At 63.9% G+C, this 25,653-nt stretch carries 13 protein-coding genes; 6 read left to right on the forward strand and 7 right to left on the reverse strand.

All coding sequences use genetic code 11. From position 1 onward, the window contains the following. The first annotated feature begins 31 nt into the window (after nucleotides 1–31). From C7T36_RS07800 to C7T36_RS07825, 6 genes are all read left to right on the forward strand, one after another. The gene (locus tag C7T36_RS07800; protein WP_033231827.1) at nucleotides 32–868 is read left to right on the forward strand and encodes a 2-amino-3,7-dideoxy-D-threo-hept-6-ulosonate synthase; all 837 of its coding nucleotides are present in this window, start codon (nucleotides 32–34) and stop codon (nucleotides 866–868) included. A 66-nt stretch (nucleotides 869–934) separates the two neighbouring features. Further along, entirely contained in the window at nucleotides 935–2,119 is a 1,185-nt protein-coding gene (locus C7T36_RS07805) for a 3-dehydroquinate synthase II family protein (RefSeq protein ID WP_033231641.1), read from the forward strand. A 5-nt stretch (nucleotides 2,120–2,124) separates the two neighbouring features. Beyond that, the gene (locus C7T36_RS07810; RefSeq protein WP_045064515.1) at nucleotides 2,125–3,267 is read left to right on the forward strand and encodes an LLM class flavin-dependent oxidoreductase; all 1,143 of its coding nucleotides are present in this window, start codon (nucleotides 2,125–2,127) and stop codon (nucleotides 3,265–3,267) included. Beyond that, nucleotides 3,260–5,788: a non-ribosomal peptide synthetase gene (locus C7T36_RS07815; protein WP_084702431.1), complete on the forward strand. Its 2,529-nt coding sequence runs from the start codon at nucleotides 3,260–3,262 to the stop codon at nucleotides 5,786–5,788. Before C7T36_RS07810 ends, C7T36_RS07815 begins: the two co-directional genes overlap by 8 nt. Next, on the forward strand, nucleotides 5,785–6,675 hold the full coding sequence (locus tag C7T36_RS07820; RefSeq protein WP_045064517.1) for a beta-1,6-N-acetylglucosaminyltransferase: 891 nt from the start codon (nucleotides 5,785–5,787) through the stop codon (nucleotides 6,673–6,675). The genes C7T36_RS07815 and C7T36_RS07820 overlap by 4 nt, the downstream gene beginning before the upstream one ends. Beyond that, nucleotides 6,672–8,012, forward strand: coding sequence for a lipopolysaccharide biosynthesis protein (locus tag C7T36_RS07825; protein ID WP_045064520.1), 1,341 nt, complete (start codon nucleotides 6,672–6,674; stop codon nucleotides 8,010–8,012). Before C7T36_RS07820 ends, C7T36_RS07825 begins: the two co-directional genes overlap by 4 nt. Here C7T36_RS07825 and C7T36_RS07830 read toward each other — a convergent pair. From C7T36_RS07830 to C7T36_RS07860, 7 genes are all read right to left on the reverse strand, one after another. Beyond that, nucleotides 8,009–8,905: a glycosyltransferase family A protein gene (locus C7T36_RS07830; RefSeq protein WP_045064522.1), complete on the reverse strand. Its 897-nt coding sequence runs from the start codon at nucleotides 8,903–8,905 to the stop codon at nucleotides 8,009–8,011. The genes C7T36_RS07825 and C7T36_RS07830 overlap by 4 nt on opposite strands. A gap of 8 nt (nucleotides 8,906–8,913) precedes the next feature. Next, on the reverse strand, nucleotides 8,914–9,888 hold the full coding sequence (locus C7T36_RS07835) for a glycosyltransferase family 2 protein (RefSeq protein WP_106939744.1): 975 nt from the start codon (nucleotides 9,886–9,888) through the stop codon (nucleotides 8,914–8,916). A gap of 71 nt (nucleotides 9,889–9,959) precedes the next feature. Further along, nucleotides 9,960–10,955 carry an endonuclease/exonuclease/phosphatase family protein gene (locus C7T36_RS07840; RefSeq protein WP_052683348.1) on the reverse strand — a complete coding sequence of 332 codons (996 nt, stop codon included), beginning with the start codon at nucleotides 10,953–10,955 and terminating at the stop codon, nucleotides 9,960–9,962. 5 nt (nucleotides 10,956–10,960) lie between these two features. Next, nucleotides 10,961–11,191 (reverse strand): phosphopantetheine-binding protein, encoded by a 231-nt coding sequence (locus tag C7T36_RS07845; RefSeq protein WP_033231646.1) that lies wholly within the window; start codon nucleotides 11,189–11,191, stop codon nucleotides 10,961–10,963. Then, nucleotides 11,188–12,477, reverse strand: a complete 1,290-nt coding sequence (entS, locus tag C7T36_RS07850) for an enterobactin transporter EntS (protein ID WP_045064527.1) — start codon at nucleotides 12,475–12,477, stop codon at nucleotides 11,188–11,190. Before entS ends, C7T36_RS07845 begins: the two co-directional genes overlap by 4 nt. 2 nt (nucleotides 12,478–12,479) lie before the next feature. Continuing rightward, entirely contained in the window at nucleotides 12,480–13,532 is a 1,053-nt protein-coding gene (locus tag C7T36_RS07855; RefSeq protein ID WP_045064530.1) for an ABC transporter substrate-binding protein, read from the reverse strand. After that, nucleotides 13,529–25,648: a non-ribosomal peptide synthetase gene (locus C7T36_RS07860; RefSeq protein ID WP_308811196.1), complete on the reverse strand. Its 12,120-nt coding sequence runs from the start codon at nucleotides 25,646–25,648 to the stop codon at nucleotides 13,529–13,531. Before C7T36_RS07860 ends, C7T36_RS07855 begins: the two co-directional genes overlap by 4 nt. Between the last annotated feature and the right edge of the window lie 5 nt (nucleotides 25,649–25,653).

Raw genomic sequence — 25,653 nt, forward strand, 5'->3', positions numbered from 1 at the left:
CGCACGTTCGATGCCCGATTGGAGAACCTCGGTGTTCACATCACCCAACTATGCGAAGTCGCAGTCCTCGGGCGGTAAGTCCATCCGACTCTCCCGGATCAGCGACTACGCTACCGGGCGCACTCTCGTCGTCCCGCTGGATCATTCGGTCACCGTCGGTCCACTCGGCATGGCCGACCACGCGAACTCGTTGGTCCACACTCTTGCGCAGGCCGGAACCAATGCCGTAGTTCTCCATCGCGGCCGCGCCAAACACGTCGACCCTGCCCACTTCGCGCGCATGGGATTGATAGTCCATCTCTCAGCGGGAACGACCCGAAGCATGGACCTCGACTCGAAGGTTCTTGTCGGCGGCGTCGAGGACGCGCTACGCATCGGTGCCGACGCGGTCAGCGTGCACGTCAATATCGGATCGTCCACCGAACGCGAGCAACTCCAGGATTTCGGCAAGGTCTCCCACGAATGCGAAACACTCGGAGTTCCCTTGCTGGCCATGATGTATGCGCGCGGTCCCCTACGTGGTGATCTCCCGTCGGACGCGGCGGAACTGAAGCACCTGGCGGCTATCGCTACCGATCTCGGTGCAGACCTGGTCAAGCTCGACTACAGCGGCACCCCCGAATCCATGCGTGAGGTTGCCGAGTCCTGCCCGCTGCCCATCTGCGTCGCGGGCGGCCCGCCCCTCGAAGACGTCGACGCGCACGCACTCGCGCTCGGCGCCGAAATACTGAGCTCAGGTGTTGCCGGGTTGAGCTTCGGCCGTAATGTATTCGAGGCACGCAATCCGTACGCGGTGGCCTCTGCACTGGCCCGGATGATGCACTCCCCACAGGAATCGGCATCCCGGTCCGAACTCGAGATTGCCTGATCTTCAGTTTTCACCACCTCGCACGCACGCGCGCTTGTTCAACCAACGAAGGGAACGTGTCCAACTATGGACAGCACTATCGTCACCGACCAGATCCTCCCGGCGACGGGGGCCGGCACGGACAGTCGACGGACACCGATCAGCCGCGAAGGCCACTTCGCCTGGCTCGACGTCCGTTCGGTCGAGCAGAGCTTGCTGCCGGCAATTGTGCAAGCCGCATTGCACCATCGCATCGACGGCATCCTCTCGGACAAGATCGAGACCTTCGACGGCCTTCCCCCCACCGTGCGCCGCATCCTGAGCGTCGACGCTCCACTGGCAGAGGACTTCCCGTACGACGGAGTTGACCTCGTCGTGGTCGCCGACCGCGCGGACGCGTTGTCCCCCAACATCGGCCACACCCCTGACCGCGGCGTCCACGTTGTCGTTTCCGACGCACCGACCCTGCAGCTGGCGTGCGAGGTTGTCCGTGAGGTGCCGTGGACGCTTCTCACGTTCACCGACCCGACCAAGATCCCCCTCGAGATCGTCATCGCCGCAGCCGAGAACTCCGGCGGACGCACGGTCACCACGGTTACCGACGTCGAAGACGCCGAAATCGTGAAGCTGGTCCTCGAGCACGGCTCCGACGGACTCCTGCTCGCACCTCGTAGCGCCGACGACGTCGTCCGCATCGCGCGCATCGTCGATCACCAGATCGAGTCGATGGAGCTCTCCGAGCTTGTCGTCACGAAGGTCGAGCACATCGGCATGGGCGATCGTGCCTGCATCGACACCTGCTCGTTGCTCGAGAAGGACGAAGGCTGCCTGATCGGTTCGTTCTCCACCGGAATGTTCCTCTCCTGCAGCGAGACCCACCCGCTGCCGTACATGCCGACGCGTCCCTTCCGCTGGAACGCCGGCGCGGTGCACTCCTACGTCCTCGCTCCGGACAACCGCACGCGCTACGTGAGCGAACTTCAGGCGGGCCAGCCGATCCTCGCGGTCCGTTCCGACGGCAGTGTTCGCGAAGTACGCATCGGCCGCGTCAAGATCGAGAAGCGCCCGCTGATCTCGATCACCGCAGTTGCCCCGAACGGCAAGAACGTCAACGTCATTGCGCAGGACGATTGGCACGTGCGCCTGCTCGGACCCGGTGGCAGCGTCAACAACGTCACCGAACTGGAACCGGGCGACAAGCTGCTCGGCTACGTTCCCACCGAGGCGCGCCACGTCGGCCTGCCGATCACCGAATTCTGCGACGAGCGCTAGGAAAGATGTCCGTTCCCGAGATCCTCTGGTACATCGGAGCTAACGACGGAGAGGTGCCGTGGGATCCGCGGCACCGGTTCGAGCCGTCGTTTTCCGCTCTGCGTGAGCAGGCGCGCACTCTCGACCGACTCGGCTACTACGGCGCGTTGATAACGGCCCGCGAGCCGATTTCGCTTGTCGCAGATACCGAACGGCTGCGCTTTGTCGTACCCGAGTATCCCGGAGTCAAACCGCCGGCGCTGCTTGCCGAGGAGGCACAGGTCTTCGATCAGTACTCCGGCGGCCGGTTGATCTACAACCAGGTCAACGGAGCCGATCCGGTGTTGGCGCGGTACGGACGATTTCACTCCAAGGACGAACGCTACGGCGTGTCCGAGGAGTACTGGCCGCTGTTCAAGCGGCTCTATCTCGATGAGGCGCAGGCGTTCTCGGGTGAGCACTTCGAGCTCGGTCCGCGATACAAGCCGGCCATCGCCGGACCCCGTCAGCCTGACGGGGTTCCGGTCTGGGGTACCGGGGCCTCCCCTGCCGGAATCTCGCACGCGGCAGAGGTTCTCGACGCCTACCTCATGTTCATGAGCCCGGCTGAAGCGATGTCGACGCTGTTCACGAAGGTCAGGGCAGCAGCATCCGACAAGGGCCGCGAACTGAAGTTCGGAGTATTGGCCAGCGTCATCGTCCGGGAAACGGAAAAGGAGGCCTGGGAGCGGTTCGAATGGCAGCTGTCCCAGACCTCACCGGAATCGGTGCTCAGCACCGCAGACCGCAATCTGACCAGCTTCGGGTTCCCGCCGTTGGCGGAACTCACCTCCGACGACGCACAGGTGCAGGCCCGGATCGACGCTCTGCGAGCCGGCCGCCTGCCCACCCGATCGGAACTCGAGTTTGCCCCGAACATGGCTGCCGGACTGACCACGTGGTCCGGCGCCGAACCACCATTCGACGTCGCCGGTAAGGGCACCGGCAATTACCTCGTGGGCAGTGCCGACAACGTGGCCGCGCGCATGCTCGAGATGAGCGAAAGGGTGGGCATCGACATCTGGATCCTGTCCGGGTGGCCACTCATCCGCGAGGCCGAAATCACTGCCGAACTGCTTTTCCCCAGGCTCGGCGTGACAGCTGCGTTCGGAGCAACTGCCGGTGTCTGATATTTCGACATTCGAGTCTTTCCTCGCTCCTAGTGGACACGAACCGTTCCCGGTGCCGTGGTCCTCGGTGCGGGAACGGTTCGAATCCGTTGCAACCGCAGTGCCTGACAACATCGCGGTGGTCTGCCGCGGTAGCAGTCTGAGCTATCGGGAGCTCCACTCGCTTGCAGATGCCCACGCCCGGGCCTTGGTGGGTCATCTCGGTAGCGATCGACGCCCCGTTGCGCTCGACACCACCTGCAGCCTCGACTGCGTCGTCGCGCTTGTCTCCGTGCTTCTCTCGGGACATCCGCTGGTGTTGCTCGACTCGCAACTGCCCGAGGATCGGCGCCACAACATTCTCACGCGCTCGGGTGCTGCTCGCATTTCCCCGGCCGAGTTGGCTGCATTGCCCCGACATCCCGAACAGCCACTGCCCGCTGTCAGCGAGAGCGACTGCGCAGTACTACTTTTCACATCCGGTTCCACCGGTACACCGAAGGCAGTCCGCCAGGGCCACCGACTGTGGCTCAACCAGGCGGCGGATTTTCACGCCACGCTCGGCATCGGTTCGGGCGATCGGCTGGGAATGGCGTTGCCGATCAGCTTCGGCGGCGGACTCGACGTCGTGTTCAGCGCACTACTCAACGGTGGCGAACTGCATTTTCTCGATCCCCGCGAAGTAGGTATCGAGGAAGTCCCGCAGTGGATTTCGAGCCACGTGCTGACCACGCTGCACGCCACCCCCTCACTACTGCGCGCAGTCATGAAGGTGTGCGCCGGCACCGCCACACTGACCGGTCTCCGCTTGGTCACCACGTGCGGTGAGGCAGTGCACGGCGACGACGTGACCAGGCTCCGCACCTTGCTCAGTTCGACTGCTTCGTACTGCAATCTGTCGGGTTCCTCCGAGACCGGCAATCTCGCGTTCAACGAATTCCCCCCTGGCCGCGACGTTCCCGACCGGGTACTTCCCGTCGGCGTTGTGGCCGCCAACAAAGTGGTGCGGTTGCTCGGCCCCGACGGCGCCGATGTGGCGCCGGGTGAGGTCGGCGAAATCGTCGTCGAATCGGCCTATCTTTCCGAAGGTTATTTTGTCGAGCGAGACGGCACCGCTACGGCAGAGATCACGAAGTTCGGCCGGGCAGCAGACGGCACACGATCGTTCCGGATGGGCGATCTGGGCCGATTCGACCAGCACGGACTGCTGCACTTGGTCGGCCGGAGCGACGACGCTGTCAAGGTGCGCGGTTACCTGGTTGAGCCGTCGGAAGTGGAGTCGGCACTGCGACGCCTACCTGCTGTCGAAGATGCCGTTGTGCTGGCTCGGCAAACAGACTCAGGCGCCGTGCTGGTCGGATACGTTGCCGTAGATCCCGCTACACGCGCGCCGTCTGCGGCAGACTTGCGACGAGATCTTCGAAAGACTCTGCCTGACTGGATGATTCCTGCCAATCTGATGCTGCTTCCGGCGCTACCGCGCAACGAACGCGGCAAGGTGGACCGCGGCGCTCTTCCAGCGCCCTCCCCCAGGCCCGCCGTAATTCCCCCCGCCGTGGGTGTCGAGTCCGAACTGGCAGCACTGTGGTCCGAGATCCTCGGGATCGAGCAGATCGGCCGGGACGACGACTTCGTCTCTCTCGGGGGCGATTCCCTGCAGACTCAGCAGATGCTCACCCGTGCCGGCCAGAAGTTCGGCGCCGAACTGTCGTCGGCAACCTTGGCCAACTTCCCTACCCTGCACCAGTTTTCCGCACATCTCGAGCAGGCCGCTACAGGTACGACGCTGCGCACCCGTGTGCTGGTGCCGTTGCAGACCGGCGGCACCGGGGACCCGTTATTCGCCTTTGCCGGAGCAGGTTCCACCGCGCTGGCGTTGCTGCCACTGGCGAGGGAACTCGGACCTCAATGGACGGTGCACGGCCTCCAGGCCCACGGACTCGAAGGCCGCGGATTCCCCGATTGGACGGTGCGCTCAGCAGCGAAGCGCTACCTGCGCGAGATCCGCCAGGTACAACCGCACGGCCCGTACACCTTTGTCGGTCACTCACTCGGTGGTGTGATCGCAATGGATGTCGCGCGTCTACTCGAAGCCGAGGGCGAAACCGTCAACGCGGTGATCTGCCTCGACACGATCCTGAGTGGACCACTGGGTTCGGGAATTCTCGATCTGTCTCGCAGTGAGCCGGATTCGGGTGAACAGTCGATCCCTTTGTCCGAACCTGCTCCCACCGATCGTCGCACGCTGTGGAAGACTCGCGCCATGTTACTCACGGCGGGACTGTGGCAGTACCCGGCGCAGACGCAGTGGGATCTATTCCACGATCTGGGTCGACGCGTCGCGCTCATGCACCGTTTGCAGCCGTGGGACGGCGCAGTATCGGTTGTCATGGCAGAAGACAACCCGGATGACCCCGCGTGGTGGACTCGAGTTGCACCCCACGTTGTTTCGGTGGAGCGTGTGTTCGGCGATCATGTCGGCATGCTCCGGCCGCCGTATGTCGCGCACACTGCCGCACTCGTGCGCGAGGCGCTGAAGTGAGCTTCCGGGCCGCAGTTCTGGTCATCGCGCATCACCAGCCAGAAGTCTTTGCCGCACTCGTTGATTCACTGCGCCACCCGTCTATCGACGTCTATGTCCACATCGACGCCAAAGCCGATCTCGCATCGTTCGAGGCCGTGGTGCCGGAAAGTGACGGGGTGACCTATCTGCGCGACCGTCGCTCCGTGAACTGGGGCGGGCTGAGCGTCGTGCACGTGATTCTTCGATTGATCGAGCACGCGCGATCCTCCCGCAACGAGTATCAGCGGTACGCCTTGCTATCGGGTTCCGATCTGATGATCGCGCCGATCGAGGAAGTGCTGGCGGCCTGGCAGAGTTCCACCGAGTTCATCCGAGTTGACTGGCGACTGACCGGCCCCGGTGCGCAGCGCGCCCATCTGGTGGACCGTCGACACTTTCCGGACGACAGGTCCCCGCTTCGCGCGCGACTGTCCGGGCGCATTCCGCGGAAGGTGGATCCGACTATCGAACTGTTTCAGGGATCAACGTGGTGGGCACTGACCGCCGGCGCAGTGGATCAGGTCACCGGATTCATCGCGGAACATCCGCGATGGCTCGACTTCCATCGGCACACACTGTGTTCCGACGAGATAGTTTTCCATTCGATCCTCAAAGCCGCGCCGCACGCGCGTCGGATCGTTCAGGACGTGGAGCAGTGCGCCGACGTCGACATGTTCATCGCCGACCCGGTACATGCGCTTCATCACATCGACTGGTCTGATCGAACTGCGCTGAGCCCGCGGGTACTCGGAATCGACGACGAACCGACACTGCGTGCGTCACGGGCACTGTTCGCCCGCAAGGTCGACACGACCTCGACGGCGCTGATCGACGCTTTTGCCGTGAACTCGGATTCTCTCCCATGAGCCGCTTGCCGACCCGTCGCCTGAGCGCTGGACTCGAGTCCAATGCCGCGGCGCTGATGCTCTCGTCCGTGGCAACAGGTGCACTCGGCCTCGTGTATTGGGCAGTGGCAGAACGCTTCTTCAGCACGGCAGAAGTCGGTCGCGCGTCGGCGGTCATCAGCACGGCAACCATGCTCGCATCGGTGTCCTGCCTGTCGCTCGGCGGTGCATACCAACGTTTCCTTCCCGTCGCCGGACGCGCCTCGACGCGTCTGGTCCTGGGCGGGCTGGCACTGACAGCCACCGTGGCCGTTCTTCTCGGTTGCGGTTTCCTGCTGGTCAATCCGACCAACGAACGCCTCTTCACCAACACGACCGAGCGCGTCGCCTTCCCGATGTTGGTGATGACACTGGCGATCTACGCTCTGACCGACCCGATCCTGACGGGTCTGCGGCTGGCGAAGAGTGTTGCGGCCAAGAACATTGCACTGTCGGTACTCAAGATCGTTCCGATCGTTGCGCTGGCGGGCACGGGATCTACTCTGGCCCTCACCGGGTCTTGGGGTGTGCTGGCGTTTGGCGTCACCGCGGTTGCGCTGGTTCACATTCTGCGTACCGGTGTGCGTGGCCGGAAGGCAATCGCGCCAGACCTGCCACCGGTGCGAGAACTGTGGGCATTCCAGGGCGTCTTCTTCACGATGACGCTTGTGCTCACGGTGACACCCCTTGTGCTGCCACTGATCGTGGTGTCGCAGTTGGGCGCCGAACAGAACGCCTATTTCAACGTGGCCTGGACCATGTGCTCGGCAGTGGGATTACTCCGTAGCGGAGTCGGTTCGTCGTTCATCGTCGAAGCCTCGTCGCCCGATGCCGACCGTAAAGCCCTGCTGAGGCGGTTGTTGCGAATGCTCGCGGTGGTGACCGCGGTATCTGCTGCGGGGCTGGCGATCGGTGGACCACTGGTTTTGTACGTGATCAGTCCCGACTACTTCCACGCGGCAACAACACTCGTCCTCGTGATGGCGCTCGATTCGATAGCCGGAGCTGTTGTCGTGGTCTATTTCCTTCTCTCCCAGATCTTGCGACGACTCCGGCTCATGTTGGCGGTCCAGTGCGTCATCGTCGTCACCACAGTGTCGCTGGCACTGGTCTTGATTCCCCGGCTGGGCCTGATCGGGGCCGGACTGGCAACGCTGAGCGCTCAGTTGGTCGCCATAGCGGTGATCGCGGTGCCACTGCGCCGTGCGGTCGTCGACTTCTCGGCCACCCCGGTGGTCGCGAAATCCGACCCCCGTCACCTCAACATTCAGGACCTCGATATTCCGGAACCTGACGTGCTGGATTCTGCAAGAACCTAGTGCGCTGCTCGCACTTTCGCGAGCGTCTCGACTATTTTTCGTCCGGTGAACCGGATGGTCTCGACGCCCGGGCGTCGTATCACCACAGAGGCAGCCGGGCGCGCGATGTCCGCCAACGCCCGCACCGCCGCCACGGGCAACGGCCCCGCCGGTACCTGCGGCCACAGCAGCGCAGTCAGCGCCTCGTCCGAAAGCGGCCGGACGCCAATCGACTCCGCGTACTCGCGAGCGATCCGCTGGTGCGCAATCCGCTGCTGCGACCCGTGCACGGCACTGACCTGGTGGGGGTAGATCCGGTACTCGTATCCGATCATCGCCACGTTGGCGAGACGACCGAACTCCGAGAGTTCCGCGAACATCCGGTAGTCCTCCGCGTGAGCGAACTCCGTCCGGAACTCGAGACCACTGCGGTCCAGGATGGGCTTGCGGATCATGACCGATGCGCCGCAGTGACAACTGCCGAGCAACAACCTCTGGCGGCAGGACGCATCCGAACGCGGCATCCGAACCCTGCCCGACATTGCCCCGAACAGTTCGTAATCGGTACCGCACGACACTATCGACGGATCAGCCGTCAACACTGCCAATTGGGCGGACAACCGGCCGACACCCATCCTGTCGTCGGCGTCCATCCGCGCGAGGAACTGCCCCCGTGCTTCCGCGAGACCTCGGTTCAGAGCACCGACCAGTCCGGTGTTGTCTTGGCGCACCACCCGCAGTCGCGGATCGGACACCGACGCGAGCACCGCGCCAGTGTTGTCGGTGGACCCGTCGTCGATCACGAGTAGTTCGAAGTCACGGAAATCCTGTGTAAGAACCGAATCCAGCGCCTCGCGCAGGTAGGGCCCGGCGTTGTAGGCGGGGATCAGGACGGTGACCAGCGGTGCGCTCATCGGTGCCCTCATCGGTGCCTCAGAATCGCGGAGTACAGGCCTGGGGTGTACTTCACCATCACCGCGAACACAGCCTCGCGGCGGTGACCGGTGCGTACCAACGGAATCACGTCGTCCGTCGAAATCGACCGACGCACACGGGTTATCGCCTCGTCGTAGAGTGCGGGCCGCGTCGGCGACGCGTGGCGGGCGCGCATTGCCACGTGGGCGACGGACGTCAGCACCTCGCGGTAGCGGAAGGCACGTATTTCGTTGCCCCACTGTGTGCTCAGAGAATGAGCGCCCAGCTCGCTGTCAATGTCGCGTTGGACTTTGAACAGGTCAAGCGTTCGCGAGGTGAGTGAGGTACTGATCGAGCCCTCACGGTAGAGATACCGATACAACGGCTCCTCAACCAGGGCAACTCGCTCGGCAGCCAACGACATTCGCAACACGGGCGCCATGTCCTCGTACCCCTGCCCCTCGTCCCATGGGCGCTCCCCCAGTAGCTCCCGGCGGAAGAGTTTGGTGCATGCGTAGGCTTTTGCGTCCCCGAGAATCAGGCGTCGCGCAAACTCCTTGCCAGACACCACCATCGCGCCGAACGGCGCCTCGTCGATCTGGATGGCTCGACCGGATTCGTCGACGCGAGTTGTTCTGGTGCAGGCGAAGTCGGCCGAGGCAGTAATCAGCGCCGACTCGAGTCGTTCGACAAAATCAGGTGCCGCCTCGTCGTCGCTGTCGAGAAACCAGACGAGATCTTCGGTCACAGCACCCAGACCGGAATTGCGAGCGCGCCCCAACCCCTCATTGCGCTCGTGAACCACGGAGGTGAAATCGACTCCGCGCGAACGTAGATAGGACTCCGCGCGTGCCATGGACTCGTCCCCACCGCGATCGTCCACCAGAACGATCTGCGTAATCGGGCGAGTCTGCTCGAGCACCGAACGCAGGCAATTCTCCACGTACGGCAAGCACCGATACACCGGCACAACCACACTCACACCGGCAGGGTTACGGTTCACCGATCACTCAGGTCTCTCGATAGAAAACACCAACAGAAAGTTAGGATAACCTAGGTTCCGTCAAAATGGGGTGTCACCGTCGCCACCAGACCATGGTGATCCGAACCCTCGATCTCGATCCGCTCGAAGTGCGTCACTGTCGCCCTGTTCGTCACGATGTGGTCGATCCCGATCAACGCCGGATACCACGTGTCGGCGGGGAAAGTCATCACAAACCCCGCGCCCGTCTGTTCCGCGGCATCGGTAAAACCGTCCGTCAGGATCGCACGAAAACGGCTGTGCGAGTATGTCGAATTGAAGTCGCCGCCAACAATCATCGGCTTGCCGTCGGCCGCCTGCTCGTGCAGCAATCCGTTCAACTTGCCCATCTCCGACGCCCACATCCAGGCAGGGGACGGATAAGGCGGCATCGGGTGCACCGAGGCCACCGTCACGCTGCGGCCGTCACCGATATCCGCTGTTGCGACGAGATTGGACATCGCGAAACGGCCCAACGACTCCTGCTCCGTGAGCGGGAAGCGACTGTAGATTCCGGTACCACCGCCGCCGTCCTTCGGCTCGACGAACCGGTACGGAAGCAATGCAGCCAGACCATGCGTGTCCAGCTGCTGCACCGCTGAGTCCGTCAGTTCCTGAATGGTGAGTACGTCGATCGAGTGCGAGCGAACCTGATCCACCAACGCATCCGGATCGGCCTCTCCCAGGCGGATATTCGCCTGCATCACCCGGATTCCCTCTCCGGCAACCGTGTCCGGCGTGTTCGAGACAAACAGCGGCGCCTGGGTGAACGCCCCCGCCAACACAACTGCAACCCCAACGGCGAGAGTCCGCCAGGATCGTGTTGCTGCCAGTAGGAACAGACCCAACAGACCGACACCGAGCATCAACGGAACAAACGACGACGCGATGATCAATGTGTTGGACTCAGGCCCGACATAGAAAACAATCACGCCCAGCGCTGCCACACCGACGGCGGCCGCTCCGGCGAGATATACCGCCCGCCGAACTATCCGGCGGCCGCCGGTCACAGAACTCGTGGTCGGCATCGCTGTTACTCGGCACCCATTACCTCGAGCCAGGCACCCACCTGCGGGTCCGATGCCAGATCCACGAAATCGATTGCCGCTCCCTCGAATCGCCAGCGCTCGACCAACGACATCAGCCGCACCGAATCCAGGCCAAGATCGATCAGGCTCACGTCTTCGGTCAGCTCGTCAACGGGGAGATCGAGGACCTCGGCAAGATCGGAGATGATGCGCTCGCGGGTGAATGCAGTGGTCATCGGTGTTCCTTTTCGAGTTCTGTTTCAAGGTCTGGTGTTTGCAGATCTGGGGTCCCGCCGGTTACTCGCCGTAGTGACCCGAGCACCACCGTCGACAGTAATGCGACACCGCCGAGGGTCAGGCTGTAAACGACAACAGCCGTCGACGGCAGGAAGGCTGCTCCGAATGCGCCGGCAATCAATGCACCGACCGAGAGTCCGGCAACTTCCTGTGCCGCCCACAATCCGTTGACCCGCCCCAGCAGTGCTGTCGGCGTGTGGGTCTGGATGATCGAATACCGGAGCACTTCCTGAACGGAGGTGACGGCACCCACCACGACCAGCAGGAGAACAGCCACTACCAGTCCTGTGGCCAATCCGACCAGGGCTTGCACGGCAAAGGCCGCTACCAGTGCCGCCATCAGCACTCGGCCCGGATGTGCAAGGCGGCCAAGCCAACCGCTGGTGATGGTGGCCAGCACCGCACCGATGGCGCCGGCCGCGTACAACATGCCCACCGCGCGCGAGTCACCCGTGAATCGTTCGTCGACGAACCCGGGAACCAGAACGAGGACACCGCTGCCGAGCATCGCGATCACACCAACTGCCATGACGCCGCCTACCACGCGGTGCCCGAAGATGAAGCCCGTCACGGACACCGGCGGTTCGCCGTGCCCGGACTCGTGGTCGTGCTCGTGCCCCGGTGGCATCATGGACGGCAAGCCCGAGAGCAGCACGATCGTGATCACGGTTCCGGCGGCCGCAACCCAGTAGTTCCAGGCCACCGACGTTGCCGCGATCAACAATCCGCCGAGTGCGGGGGAAATCACGGCGCCCGCCCGCGCACTGAGCACGTTGAGCGCGCCGACACCCACCAATTGGTCCTTGGGGATCAGACTGGGGATGACGGCAAAGAGCGCTGCGATACTGATCGAACCGATAAGCCCGTTGACAACGGCAAGCACAAAGATTGCCACCGTCGACGGATTCTCGAGCATCGCGTTGAGAGCCAACCCGACAAACGTCAATCCGGATACTGTGCGCGCAAACAGAATCAGGGTCTTCCGGTCGTATTTGTCGGCAAGTATTCCGCCGACCACCATGCCGCCGATGGACGCACCGCCTTCGACGGCTGCCACGAGACCGACCATGAAGGACGATTCCGTGAGCGCGTACATCTGGATCGGCACACCGACCATCAGCATCCCGATACCGAAGATCGAGATGGTACGGGCAATGAACACTCTCCGGAACGGCGCGCTTTCGCGCAACGGCCGTAGGTCGAGTAGCACTCCGCGTTCGCTCATCGCTAGCCCGCTGCGCCCTTCGCGACCGCGTCGGAGATGAGCGGCATGACCTGGTCGGTAGCCCAGCCGAGCGAGAGCGCCGACGGAAATCCGACGGCGTTCGGCAGGCCGGTGTTGCGGGCCAGCGACACCACGGCGCCGTCCTGCACGGCAGGCAACGCGTTCCAGCCCTCGAACTTGGTGAGGTAGCCCAGATCTCCGGTGGGTGAGACGACAAACAGCACGTCCGCGTTCATGTCTCCGACATTCTCGTAGGACAGGATGCCGCGACCATCCGCGTCGACGGGCAGCGTCGTGGCATACGGGCTCAGGACCAATCCGAGCGAGGTGAGGAACTGGCCGATACCGCGTTCGTCGGAGGCCAGCACCGACAACTGGCCGCCGGTGTCGCCGATGATCGCGTTGTACGTCTTGCCCGCGATCGTCGGGTTATCTGCGCGTGCCTTGGCCAGATCCGCTTCGGCAGCCGCGATCACCTCTTCAGCCTTGGCCGGGATACCGAGTGCGGCAGCAACTTTACGAGTCGAGTCCTGCCACGGCTCGCCGTTGGCCTTGGTGTCGAAGTGGACCACCGGGAACTGCTTGCTCAGCTGGTCGTACGCAGCCTGGTCGAGTCCCCAGAAACCGGTGGAGACAATGATGTCGGGCTCGAGCACAGCCAGCCGCTCGGTGATCGATCCGGCACCCGTTTCCATGTCGAGGGTTTCGGGTGTCTTTCCGCCGAATGCCTCTACCTGCCACGGCCACACTCCGGAGCCGCCGGTCGCGGCACGGTTCTGTGCATCCACCGGAATCGCGATCGGCGTGACGCCGAGCGAGAGCAGAATGTCTGCGTCCTGAGGGGAAAGCGGCATCGCGCGGGTCGGGGCGGACTCGATGGTCGCCTCACCGAACTTGCCGGACACCGTCACCGGGTACTGGCCGGCGTCGGCGCTCGCCGAGGTGGGCTTGTCGGCGTCGGTGGTACCTGAATCGGACCCGCACGCCGTAACACCGAGCAGAACGGTTGCCGCGGCCAGCGCTGCACCGATCCTGCGATTCCATCGAGAATTCATACCGCTTCCTTCGTAGTTGGGGCTAGTACTTCTGCCAGTTCGCCCAACGAACCGGCGGCAAAGACCTGGGCGGCCTCCACCTCGCAGCCCGCCTCACGCAGCCTGCTCATCACAGCCATCACGCCGATGCTGTCACAGCCGAGCGCAAAAATGTCGTCGCCGAGTCCCACCTGATCGAGCCCGACATGGTCCGCCACCACCCGGCACAGGATCTTCTCGATCTCCGTCACCGGTTCGCGATACTCCCCGATGGGCGCGATCTCCGGACGGGGCAGGGCCGCTCGATCGATCTTGCCGTTCGGCAACGTCGGTATCTCGTCGAGAACCACAAATGCAGACGGGATCATGTAGTCCGGCAACACCGCGCTCAAGGACCGCCGCAAGCCCGCGTTGTCGGGTTCGATCCCGTCCGCCACGACGTATGCCACGAGTGCCCGGGCACCGATATCATCGCGGACCAATACCAGTGCGGCACCGATTCCTTCGGTAGCGAGCAGCGCGGCCTCGATCTCCGCGGGTTCGATGCGGTAGCCACGAACCTTCACCTGGTCGTCGGTGCGACCGCGATACTGGATGTGCCCCGACGCCGTCCACTTGGCTCGGTCGCCCGTGCGGTACATCCGGGTTCCGTCGGCGGCAAATGGGTCTGCCACAAACCTTTCCGCGGTTCGTGCGCGTGCGCCGAGGTACCCGCGCACCACACCGTCGCCCGCCAGGTACAACTCGCCTTCGACTCCGACCGGAACGGGGCGCAACCACTCGTCGAGAATATGAGCGCGCGTATTGCCGACGGGCCGACCCGCGACGGGCGATGTGCTGTCCGACACCCGCGCAACCAGCGCGTCGACGGTACTCTCACTCGGTCCGTACAGGTTGTACGCCTCAACTCCGTCTTTCTCGCGCAACAGATTCCACAGCGGCTGCGAGACGGCCTCCCCGCCGAAGCCCAGTGATGCGGGCACGCGGGTCCCGTCAAGCAGACCGTTGTCGATCAGCTGAGCCAGGTGCGACGGCGTCACTTCGACGAAGTCCCATTCCTGCTCTCGCGCTTGTTCGACCATGCGACGCGGATCCCGCTGTGTCGTCTCGTCGACAACGCACAGGGCGTGGCCGTCGAGCAGCCACAGCTGAGGCTGCCACGACGCGTCGAACGCAAACGACCACGCGTGTCCTACTCGCAGTCGATCTCGCTGCGCCCGTTCCTGCGTCGGGACATACAGGTCCGCGCGATGACTGTGGAACAGCGTCACCAGGCCACGATGCGGCGCGACAACGGCTTTCGGTACACCGGTCGATCCGGAGGTGAACACGATGTATGCCGGATGATCCGCGTGCAGTGGTGCGAGTCGATCCGCGTTGGTGACCGGCGTTGAGGGCAGCTCGTCGAACTCCAGGCTGTCCATCGCCAGCACCAGCGAGGCAGGAATCCGGTCGACAAAGGCTCCCACCGTCAGAGTCACTGCCGGCGAGACGGTTTCGAAGATCGCGTCCAACCGCCCTGCCGGAGCGTCGGGATCACACGCGACATAGGCGCCACCGGCAGTGAGTACCGCAAGGATCGCTACGACGCTCTCCGCCGAGCGCGGCAGCATCAGCGCCACCACCGTCTCGGGGCCGACGCCATGTCCGATCAGCACGCGCGCCAACCGGTTGACCCGCGCACCGAGTTCTCCGAAGGTCCAGGACACGTCGGCGGCCAGCAATGCGGTCTCGTCGGTGTAGCGAGCCACCGCCGTGTCGAACAGATCCGCCGCCGTAAGAGTCGGCACCACAATCGGATTGACACCCCACGCAGCCTCGATCAGTTCCTGATCGGCAGCCGGAACAGCTACGATCTCGGACAACCTGCGCTCGGCGGACAGCGCCGTGAACTCCTTCAGCACCTGCGCCAGCCCGTCAGCCAACCGCTGGACTGTGCTGCGGTCGAAGAGTTCCGAGCTGTACTCGATCATGCCGACCACGGTGTCGGTACCCGCGTACTCGACAAAGTCGAACGACAGGTCGAACTTGGCGGTCGCTACCTCGATCGGCTCCGGCGTCATTGCCGCGCCCAGGCTTTCGGCCGGGTTGGGCTCCGTCAGGTAGACGATCATGGTCTGGAACAGCGGATGCATCGATCGAGACCGTTCGCCGCCGCCCAGCACCGAGTCGACTACCTGCTCGAACGGCAAGTCCTGATGCTCGAAAGCACCGAGATCGCTGTCGCGGATTCGATTCAACAGTTCTGCGAGCGTCGGGTTGCCCGACAGGTCGGTGCGCAGCACCACCGTGTTGAGGAAGAACCCGACCAGGTCCTCGAGTTGTGCATCCCCGCGTCCGGAAACCGGGGTTCCCAGCGGAATATCCACGCCCGCACCGGACTTGTGCAGAAGTACGGCCACTGCTGCCTGCGCCAGCATGAACATGCTCACGTTCTGCTCACGGGCCAACGCTCGCAGTCCCACAACCACTTCAGGTTCCCAGGCCAGGTACACAGCGCCGCCGGTGTAGCTCGTCCGGGCAGGCCGCGTCCGGTCGAAGGGCAGTGACAATTCTTCCGGCAAGCCCGCAAGGTTCTTGCGCCAGTAGATCTCCTGTGCTGCGGCAAGACTCTCCGGATCTTCGCGATCTCCGAGAATCTCCCGCTGCCACAGTGTGTAGTCGGCGTACTGAATCGGTAACGGCGCCCAGTCCGGGCTCTGGCCGAGCTGGCGCAACGCGTAGGCCGACATCAGGTCACCCAGCAACGCGCGGGTCGACCATTCGTCCGTCGCGATGTGATGGATCAGCAAGAGAACGACGGTGTGTGTCTCCCCCGCGTTGTCGAACTCGAACACCGAAACTCGCACGGGAATCTCATGTTCGAGGCCGAAGGTGTACCGCGAGGCGTGCGCAACTTCTTCGGTGACGTCGTCGGCCGACACCGCGTGCCGGTGCACCTGCACGTCAACGGCATTCTCCGGCACAACCACCTGGTACGGCTCGCCGTGCTCAGAGTGGAACACCGTGCGGAGCGCTTCGTGTCGAAGAACGACGTCCTGGACTGCCGCCGCCAGCGCGGCAACATCCACCGATGCCGGCACCCGCCACGAGATCGGCACGTTGTACGCGCCGCCGTCGACGCCCAGCTGGTCGAGGATCCACATCCGCCGCTGGGCAAACGAGACCGGCACACGTTCCGGACGCTCCCGCCGTCCCAGTGTCGATCGAATGCCGCTTGCGGCGTCAGCAGCCAGCACGGCCAACTGCGCGACCGTCGGTGCTTCGAAGACACTGCGCACGGCAAGCTCGACACCCAGTTCACTGCGCAACGCATTGACCAGGCGAATGGCCGTCAACGAGTGGCCGCCGAGCGAGAAGAAATCGTCGTCGATTCCCACCGTTTCCAGGCCGAGCGCCGACGCGAACACCGCGCACACCTGGCGTTCGAAGTCCGTGCGCGGCTCCCGCGAGGAGACAGCGCTCTCGAAACTGGGGCGCGGCAGTGCCTTTCGATCCAGCTTTCCGTTGAAGCTGACCGGAAATTCGTCGACCGTGATCACGATTGCCGGGATCAGGTAATCGGGGACCGTACCGCTCAGAGCGTTACGCAACGTCGTCGCGTCAACCACGACGCCGACCGCCGTCATGACGTAGCCGACCAGTACGGCTTCGGCCTCGGGGTTTCGATGCACCGCGGCGACCGCCCGAGTCACGTCGGGATGTCCCTCGAGGATCGTCTCGACCTCACCGAGTTCGATGCGCAAACCGCGGATCTTGACCTGATCGTCCAAGCGGCCGAGGAATTCGATGGTTCCGTTCTCGGTCCAACGAACCAAGTCACCGGTCCGGTACAGCCGTGAACCAGCATCGCCGTACGGATCGGCCACAAAACGATCCGCGGTGAGCGCGGACCGGCCCAGGTAGCCGTACGCCACCTGCACTCCGCCGATGTACAGCTCGCCGGCCACACCGGCAGGAGTCGGCTGCAGGCTCGAATCCAGAACGTAGAGTTCCACGTTCGATCCCGGGCCACCGATCGAGGAGGATCCGGCGGGGTCGACTTCCAAATCACGAGCAAGGTCTGCTGCCAGAGTGACCTCGACGGCGGCCTCTGTCGGCCCGTACAGATTGTCGAGTCGCACGCCCGGTAGCGCAGCAGCAAATCGTGCGACGGTCCGATTCTGCAGCGCCTCACCGCTGCACACGACGCGTCGCAACGACGTCACGGCGGATATCTGCTCGGTGAGTGCCTCTTCGAGCATGGCCGGAACGAAGTGCGCGATGGTCACGTCGTTCTCGCGCAGCAACTGCACCAGCGCCACCGGATCCCGGTGGGTATCCGGTCCTGCGATCACGGTGGTTGCACCGTTCACACTGGGCCAGAACAACTCCCAGACGGAGACGTCGAAGGTGGTCGGTGTCTTGAGAACGACGCGGTCCGTTGGCACCACGGGTGATTCCGCTTGCACCCAGGCCAACCGGTTGACCACGGACTGGTGGGACACCAACACGCCCTTGGGGTTTCCGGTGGAACCGGAGGTGTAGATGAGATACACCGGGTGAGCCGCGGTCAGGGTGCTACGACGCTCGGTCACCGCGTCACCACTGAGCGCCTGCAACCGGGCCTGCACTACCGGTGCGTCGACATCGGTCCGGGCAACACCGCCTGGAATGGATACCGCGCTGGTTGCGAGCACACGCACCGGCCGAGCGTCACCGAGCATGTACTCGATACGTGACGGCGGCAATCCCGTGTCGATCGGCAGGTACGCCGCACCGGATTTCACGACCGCGTGGATTGCCACGATGAGATCTGCCGAACGCGGTACCGCAACGGCCACCACGTCACCGGGACCGGCACCGTCTTCGATCAGTAGGCGGGCCAAGCGGTTCGAGCGTGCCTCGAGCTGGGCGTAGTCGATCTGCTCGCCGAAGGCCGACAGAGCCGTGGCTGTCGGCGACAGCGCCGCCTGCCGCGAGAGAAGGTCACCGATCGTCACGGATTCGACCGCGGCGCGGGGTCCGACGCCCACCGCGAGTCGGTGCGCCCGCTCACCGGCGTCCACCAATTCGACAGCCCCGACCCGCGAGGACGGCGCGGCCGCAACCTGATCGACAAATCGTGACAGGACGGCCAGGATCATCGCCACCCGCTCACGATCGAAAAGGTCTTCGGCGTACTCGGCGATGACGGTCACTTCACCGGTATCCGGCGCGTCGACAAAGGTGACGTTGAGATCGAACTTCGCACGCACGTTGGTCAATTGCTCCCAACGAGTGGGCACACCGAGGAAGTCCGGAAGGACTCCGGCGCGTTGGAGATAGCTCACCATCACCTGGAACAGCGGATTACGGCCTTCGACGCGTGGCGGTGCCAACTCCTCGACCACCCGCTGGAACGGGATGTCCTGGTGGTCCATCGCGCTGAGGTCGGCGTCGCGCGTGCGGTCCACCAGCTCGCCGAACGTCGGATCTCCCGACAGGTCGGTGCGCAGCACAACGGTGTTGACAAAGAACCCGACCAGGTTGTCGAGCACGCTGTCGGAGCGACCGGATACCGGGCTACCAACCGCAATATCGTTGCCACCGCCCAGTCGCGAGAGCACGGCTGCTGTGGCCGCGTGCAGGACCATGAACATCGTGCCGCGGTGATCGTCGGCTATGCCACGCAGTTTCTGCACGACTTCAGAGCCCAGGGTGATCTGGACGTTGCCTGCAGTGCCAGTGGGCTGAGCGGGGCGCAGTCGGTTGGTCGGCAGGACTATCTCGTCCGGCAGTCCGGCCAGGCTTTCGCGCCAGAATCCGAGCTGGCGATCCGACAGGTCACCCGACAGTAGATCGTGTTGCCACAGTGAGTAATCCGCGTACTGCACGGGGAGCGGCTCCCACTCCGGAGGCTGCCCCTGCATCCGGGACAGATAGGCGCGGGTGAGGTCACCGAGCAACGGCGCGTCCGACCATTCGTCGGTCGCGATGTGATGGAGCACCAACACGATGATGTATTCGGTGGGCGTGATCCGCACCAGCGTGACGCGCAGTGGTACGTCGGTGCGGAGATCGAAGTTGGCCGTCAGCCGCTCGATCACCAAACCCTGCGCAGTCTCCGCATCGGCGCCGACAATCTCGAGGCGGGTCGCATCCGAGACATCCACGATCTGCTGGAACGGATTTCCGTCGACGATTCCGATGACGGTGCGCAAACTTTCGTGACGCCCCACCACGTCCTGCAGAGCCGCTGCCAACGCGGCCTCGTCCAGCGCGCCGTCCAACCGGGCCACGTGCGCGTAGTGGTAACTGAGGCTGTCGTCCTGAAGCTGCGCGAGCATCCAGAGTCGTTCCTGCGCTGCAGACAGCGGCACGAACTCGGGCCGGTTGCCCACGACGATCGACGGTTGTGCACTTGCCGCGCTCGGCAACAGTTCGGCAATCAGCGCCGGCGTGCGGGCCTCGAACAGATCCCGAATCGTCAACTGCACGTCGAACTCCGCACGCACCCGCGAGACCACCCGCATCGCGATCATAGAATGCCCACCAAGTTCGAAGAAGTCGTCCTCGGCACCAACCGAATCGAGTTCCAGCAGGTCTGCGAAGACGTCGCACAGCGCCTGCTCTGTTGCGTTCTTCGGCGGCCGCGACGACGCCCCGGTGCGAATCTCCGGCATCGGGAGCGCCTTGGCGTCGAGTTTGCCGTTCACCGTCATGGGGATTGCGTCGATGATCTGCAGAGTGCTTGGCACCATGTAGTCGGGCAGCTTTGCTCGCAGGTACGCGAGCACGGTGGCGACGATGTCCGGGTCCGAATCATCCGTCACAACCATGTATCCGGCAAGACGCTTCATACCGGGGACCAACGGGTCTTCCACCGCAACAACCGCTGCGGACGCCGCCAGAGGATGTGATTCGACGGCCGATTCGATCTCGTGCAGTTCGACGCGGTAACCACGAATCTTGACCTGGTCGTCGATGCGACCGAGGTAGTCGAGGTTTCCGTCGCGCCGCAACCGGACGAAGTCTCCGGTGCGGTACATGCGGTCGCCGCCGAACGGATCGGCAACAAAGCGGTCGGCGGTCAGATCGGTGCGGCCAAGATAGCCGCGCGCCAATCCGACACCGGCGATGTACAATTCGCCGGCAACTCCGTCGACGACGGGACGAAGCCACGCGTCGAGGATGTAGCCCCTGGTTGCACGAATCGGAGTTCCGACGGTGGGTGTGACGCTGTCGTCAGTGCCGGCACCGAGGGTGTTGATCGTGTACTCGGTCGGCCCGTACAGGTTGTACCCGAGCGTTCCGTCGCTCTCGCGCAAGCGATTCCAGACCGAGTCCGGGACCGCTTCGCCGCCGAGCAGCACCAGCGGCGGACGATGCCCGGTGCGGTTGCCGTCGATCGGTTCGCGGTCTAGCAGGCCCTCTGCCAGCAATGCCGTTGCGTAGGTTGGTGTCACGTTGACGACGTCGATCTGCTGCCGGTCGCAGTAGTCGACCAGCGCATTCGCATCGCGGCGCATGTCCTCGTCGCAGATGTGCACCTCGTGGCCCTCAACGAGCCAGAGCAGCTCCTCCCACGACATGTCGAAGGCGAAGGAGACGGTGTGCGCCACCCGAAGTCGACGCCCACCCTCGGCGGCCACAACCGGCTCGAAGATCTTTTCCTGATGGTTGCGCTGCATGTTGGTCAGGCCGCGGTACGGGGTGAGAACGCCCTTGGGCTTGCCGGTCGAACCGGAAGTGTAGATGACGTAGGCGGGGTGATCGAGACGCCCGACGCGACCCGGCGCAAACGCACCGAGCTCCGCCGCAGTGAGCGGGCTGGTATCCCAATCATTGCTTCCACCAAGGAGAATCGACCGATCAGCGGGGAGGCCCAATCGCGCCGCCGCAGCTGCATTGGTCACGAACAGGACCGGCTCGGCGTCTTCGATCACCGTCGCGAGGCGGTCGTCCGGCTGGTCGAGTTCGAGCGGCAGGTAGGCGGCACCGGCGCGGAGCACCGCAAACAGTGCAACCACCATATCGACGGTGCGCGGGAGGCCAAGCGCTACTACCGATTCCGGACCGCCGCCGCGAATGATCAGTTGGCGGGCAAGTGCTTCGACTCGGCCGGCCAGTTCCTGATAGGTGACCCGCTCGTCACCGAATACCAGTGCAACCTCGTCCGGAATGGTTGCGGCCCGCTCGATGAGCATCTCGGCGATCGTGACGTCTTCGACAGCGGGTAGCGGCGCGTCCCAGGACAACGCGGCACGCCCCAATTCGGTCGGGGTGAGGGCAGGAACGGCCGCGACCAACCGATCACCGTCGTGTGCAACAGTTTCCAGCAGTGTCATGAACCGCTCGTGCAAGGCGTGAGCGCGGGTGGCATCCACGATGTCGTGACGGTAGTCGATCTTGACGTGCAGTTGCTCACCGGGCGAGACCACCACGGCCAGCGGGTAATGCGTATGGTCGAGGCTGTCCTCGGCAACGATATCGTGGCGGGCCGACTGCGCCGCCATCTCGGTCGCGTTCTTGAAGTTCTGCAACACGAACAAGGTGTCGAATAGTTCGGTGTGCCCAGTGGCACGCTGAATTTCGCCGAGCCCGAGGTACTCGCATTCCATCCGCTCGACGTACTCGTCCTGCATCCGCCGAAGCAGCTGCGACACGGTTTCCCCTGGCACCAGCGTCACTCGCACGGGCACGGTGTTGAGGAACATGCCGAGCACACTCTCGAGTCCGGCAATCTCGGTCGGCCTGCCCGCCACCGTCGAACCGAATACCACGTCGGTGCGGCCCGATTCCGCAGACAGCAGTAGTCCCATGACCGCATTCATCAACGCGTTCAGCGTGACTCCGCTGCGCCTGGCCTGCTCACGCAGTGCCGCAGTCAGTTCCGCGTCCACGTAGGACTCGATACGGGTAGGCACCACCGGGGCGCCGCCCTTGGCGCCGGCTGCGATCAGCGTCGGGTTCTCGAATCCCTCGAAGTTCCGTCGCCACGCCTGCGCTGCAACGCCTGGGTCACGGGAGTCGAGCCACGTCAGATAGTCGGTGAACTGAGCGCCGGCGGCTGGTACGGCATCACCGGCGTAACGGGCCAGCAATTGGTCGACAAACAGTGCGCCCGACCAGCCGTCCCACAGGATGAACTCACGGTTGATCACCAGACGGTCGATGCCGTCGCCCAGGTGGATGAGCAGCATGCGCCACAACGGTGGTGCGGTGAGGTCGAACGGACGTGCGCGGTCGGCGGCTGCCAACTCCTCGGCACCGGTCTTCTGCTCGGCGGGAGAGAGCATCGACAGGTCGGCTTCGACAAAGGGAACTTCGAGTCCGGTTCCGATGAACTGGACCGGGTCTCCCAGACCGTCGTTGGTGAATCCAGCTCGGACCGTAGGGTTCTCGTCCAGAAGCGAGGCTGCAGCGCCGCGCATCCTGGCCACGTCGATGCGATGGCCGAAGTCCAGTGAGAACTGTGCCGTGTAGATGTCCTGGCCGGAATCGAACACCGACTGGAAGAACAGCCCCCGCTGCAACGGCGAGAGCGGCCAGATGTCTTCGATCACCACGTCGCTGACGGATTCGACGAGTTCGATCTCGCTCTGGGTGAGTGCTATGTGACGCAGATCGGACGGGGTGAGCCCGAACGTCGCACCACCTTCCACCAGCGCCACCAACTCGCGCAGCGCATCTCGCCACAAGCCCGCCAGGGTTGCCAATTCCGCGTCGTCGATTCCGAAGTCGGATGCAAACTCAACCGTGGCACCACCGGACTGGTCGGCATGCACAGCGATGTCGAGGGCGTACCGACCGATGCGGTCACCGCCCGTGCGCACCAGTACCTGAGGCTTCGGCAAGGCTGCCAATGCAGGTCCGGCCTGAACGTTGGCGTAGCGCAGCAGCGGCCAACCGGAACCTCCTGCCGCCCTTGCTCGTTCCTTGGCCGACCGTAGAGCGCTGTGCGCATCGTCGGTCAGCACCAACCGAATCGGAGACGTGGAACCGAGCGGTCCGACGGTACGGCTCAGGTCGACATCGTCGCCGGCTCCCCACGGTTGACGACCGTCGCGCCACACGTCGACGGTAAGTTCGTCACTACCAGCGATGCGCTGCGTCCAACGGGACACTGCGAGCGAGGTGGCCGCGGCCCACACATCAGCGGGCTCACCCTTGACCAGGCTCGGCACTCGCGTTGTTGCAGTGTCATATTCAGCCGGCGTCAGCAGCTCCGTCCGGGCTGCCGGTGCACCTGCGGTGTCGGTTGCCATCACAAGATTTGCACCCGGCGCCAGCACCGACGTCCAGGTGACCAACTCGGCCAGACGCGTCGGCGATGTCGCTTCCTCGGCAAACCGTCGGGCGTGCGCCTTCAGCGACGTGGGCACGGGCGGCAAGACAACCTTGCGCCCCCTGGACACCGCCCGGAGCGCGGCGGCAAAGTCCTCCGTGACAACCTGCCAAGATACATCGTCGATCAAACCTGCTGCGGCAGTGAGGATCAGCTCGCCATCGGCCGAGCAGGAAACACACAGCCCTCGACCGGTTGCGGGGTCCGGAACAACATCATCACCGATCAGTGAATCCGCCTTCACCGCATCGGGTTCGGCTATCGCAAGCATCCACAACACCGGCACGGGCGCAGTAAGAGTCGCTCGCAGCCCGTGGTGATGGGTGACAATCGCTGCGACCGTGTCGACCAACTGCTCCCGGGTCAGATTCACAGGAGCGGCAATACGGTGCTCACGCAGGGTGCCGGCAACATGCAGCCCGTTGTCACGGCGGGCAGCGAGACTCGGCAGCAACGTCAGTGGTCCCGCGCCGTCCTCGTCGTGAGGACGATCCGCAGCCACGACGTCCAGTCCGTCGACGTCGTACGACCACACGGACTCGTCGACTGCCTCGAGGAACGAGTCGATGAAATCTCCGAGACTGTCGGCAATCTCGTTGCAGCGCTGCGCATTGTCCGGGTGACTGCGAAGCCCGATCTCGATCGGTTGGCCCGACTTGTGCAGCAACACGATGAACTCGAGTTCACCGACCGGCCCGGACGCAAGCATCTCCACGTTGGACTCTCGACCGATGGTGAAACGTGAGGTCGAGTTGGGCATGATGTTGATGCCGATGCCCGGCGGCCGCCAATCCGGGTTCCTGGCAGCCAACTCGCGGCCGATCGCCTCACCCCGGTAACGACCGTGCTTGAGCAGTTTCCACATCTTCTGCTCGGCGCTCGTTGCGATATCCGCGAGTCGGGCCTGCTCTCCGACGTCGATGCGCATCGGAAGCACGCTGGCCACCATGCCGGGCACGGCCCGCAATTCACGCGTTCCGCGGGCCGTGGTTGGCAGGCTCAGCACTACGTCGGTGGTGCCGGTCGCTCGCGCGACATAGCCGCCGAGCAGCGCAATCACCAACCAGGACAAGCGCAGTCCGTGTGCCTTGCCGTACTCCTCGAGTCGCTGACGGCGGTCGAGGTCGAGCGTGAGAGTCACACTCGTGACGCCGGGCGCCGGCGGATGGTCGACGGTGATCAACCGTGGCGACGTCGGAAGATCGCCCAACTCGGCAATCCAGTAGTCGCGATCGTCGTCGATCGTGGTGCCGGAGGTGTATTCGACATCGGTCTCGACGAACCTTGCCAGCGCCCATTCTGCGCTCAAATCCGGTGCGGTGCCCTCGACGTATGCACGCATGATCTTGTTCAGAACCAGCGCGATACCGTAGCCGTCGTTGATGATGTGGTGGTACTGCTGGTACAGCCGCATCGTGTCACCGTCGATGAGGTGCACGGCAAAGGTGAACAGCAGGTCGGTCGCCAGGTCCACCGGCGATTCCATCCGCTCGCGCATCCACCGCAGTGATGCCTCTCGCGGGTCGGCCTCGGCGCGGAAGTCGATGACTGGCAAGTCCCAGTCGCGGCTCTCGCGCGCAATCTGCACCAGAGCGCCGCGAGCATCCACGTCGAAGTTCACATGCAGTGTCTCGGCTTGATCCAGCACAGAGCGACAGGCCTCGACCACTCGATCGATATCGACCTCACCAAGTGTCTCGGTGTAGATACCGGTGTTGTAGAGGTGACCCACCGAGTCCAACTGGTGCCCGAAATAGATGCTGCGTTGGGCCGCTGTCACCGGGAATTCCGACTGCACTGTATTTTTCTCCAAGACTTCAAGATCCACTGTTG

This window comes from Rhodococcus sp. AD45-ID (genome assembly GCF_003023755.1).
Classification (GTDB): Bacteria; Actinomycetota; Actinomycetes; order Mycobacteriales; family Mycobacteriaceae; genus Rhodococcus_F; species Rhodococcus_F globerula.

Excerpts from the sequence above, each read along its gene's own strand:
- C7T36_RS07805 (WP_033231641.1), top strand. The coding sequence starts at position 935 with ATGGACAGCACTATCGTCACCGACCAGATCCTCCCGGCGACGGGGGCC.
- C7T36_RS07810 (WP_045064515.1), top strand. The coding sequence starts at position 2,125 with ATGTCCGTTCCCGAGATCCTCTGGTACATCGGAGCTAACGACGGAGAG.
- C7T36_RS07825 (WP_045064520.1), top strand. The coding sequence starts at position 6,672 with ATGAGCCGCTTGCCGACCCGTCGCCTGAGCGCTGGACTCGAGTCCAAT.
- C7T36_RS07830 (WP_045064522.1), bottom strand. The coding sequence starts at position 8,905 with ATGAGCGCACCGCTGGTCACCGTCCTGATCCCCGCCTACAACGCCGGG.
- C7T36_RS07840 (WP_052683348.1), bottom strand. The coding sequence starts at position 10,955 with ATGCCGACCACGAGTTCTGTGACCGGCGGCCGCCGGATAGTTCGGCGG.
- C7T36_RS07845 (WP_033231646.1), bottom strand. The coding sequence starts at position 11,191 with ATGACCACTGCATTCACCCGCGAGCGCATCATCTCCGATCTTGCCGAG.
- entS (WP_045064527.1), bottom strand. The coding sequence starts at position 12,477 with ATGAGCGAACGCGGAGTGCTACTCGACCTACGGCCGTTGCGCGAAAGC.
- C7T36_RS07855 (WP_045064530.1), bottom strand. The coding sequence starts at position 13,532 with ATGAATTCTCGATGGAATCGCAGGATCGGTGCAGCGCTGGCCGCGGCA.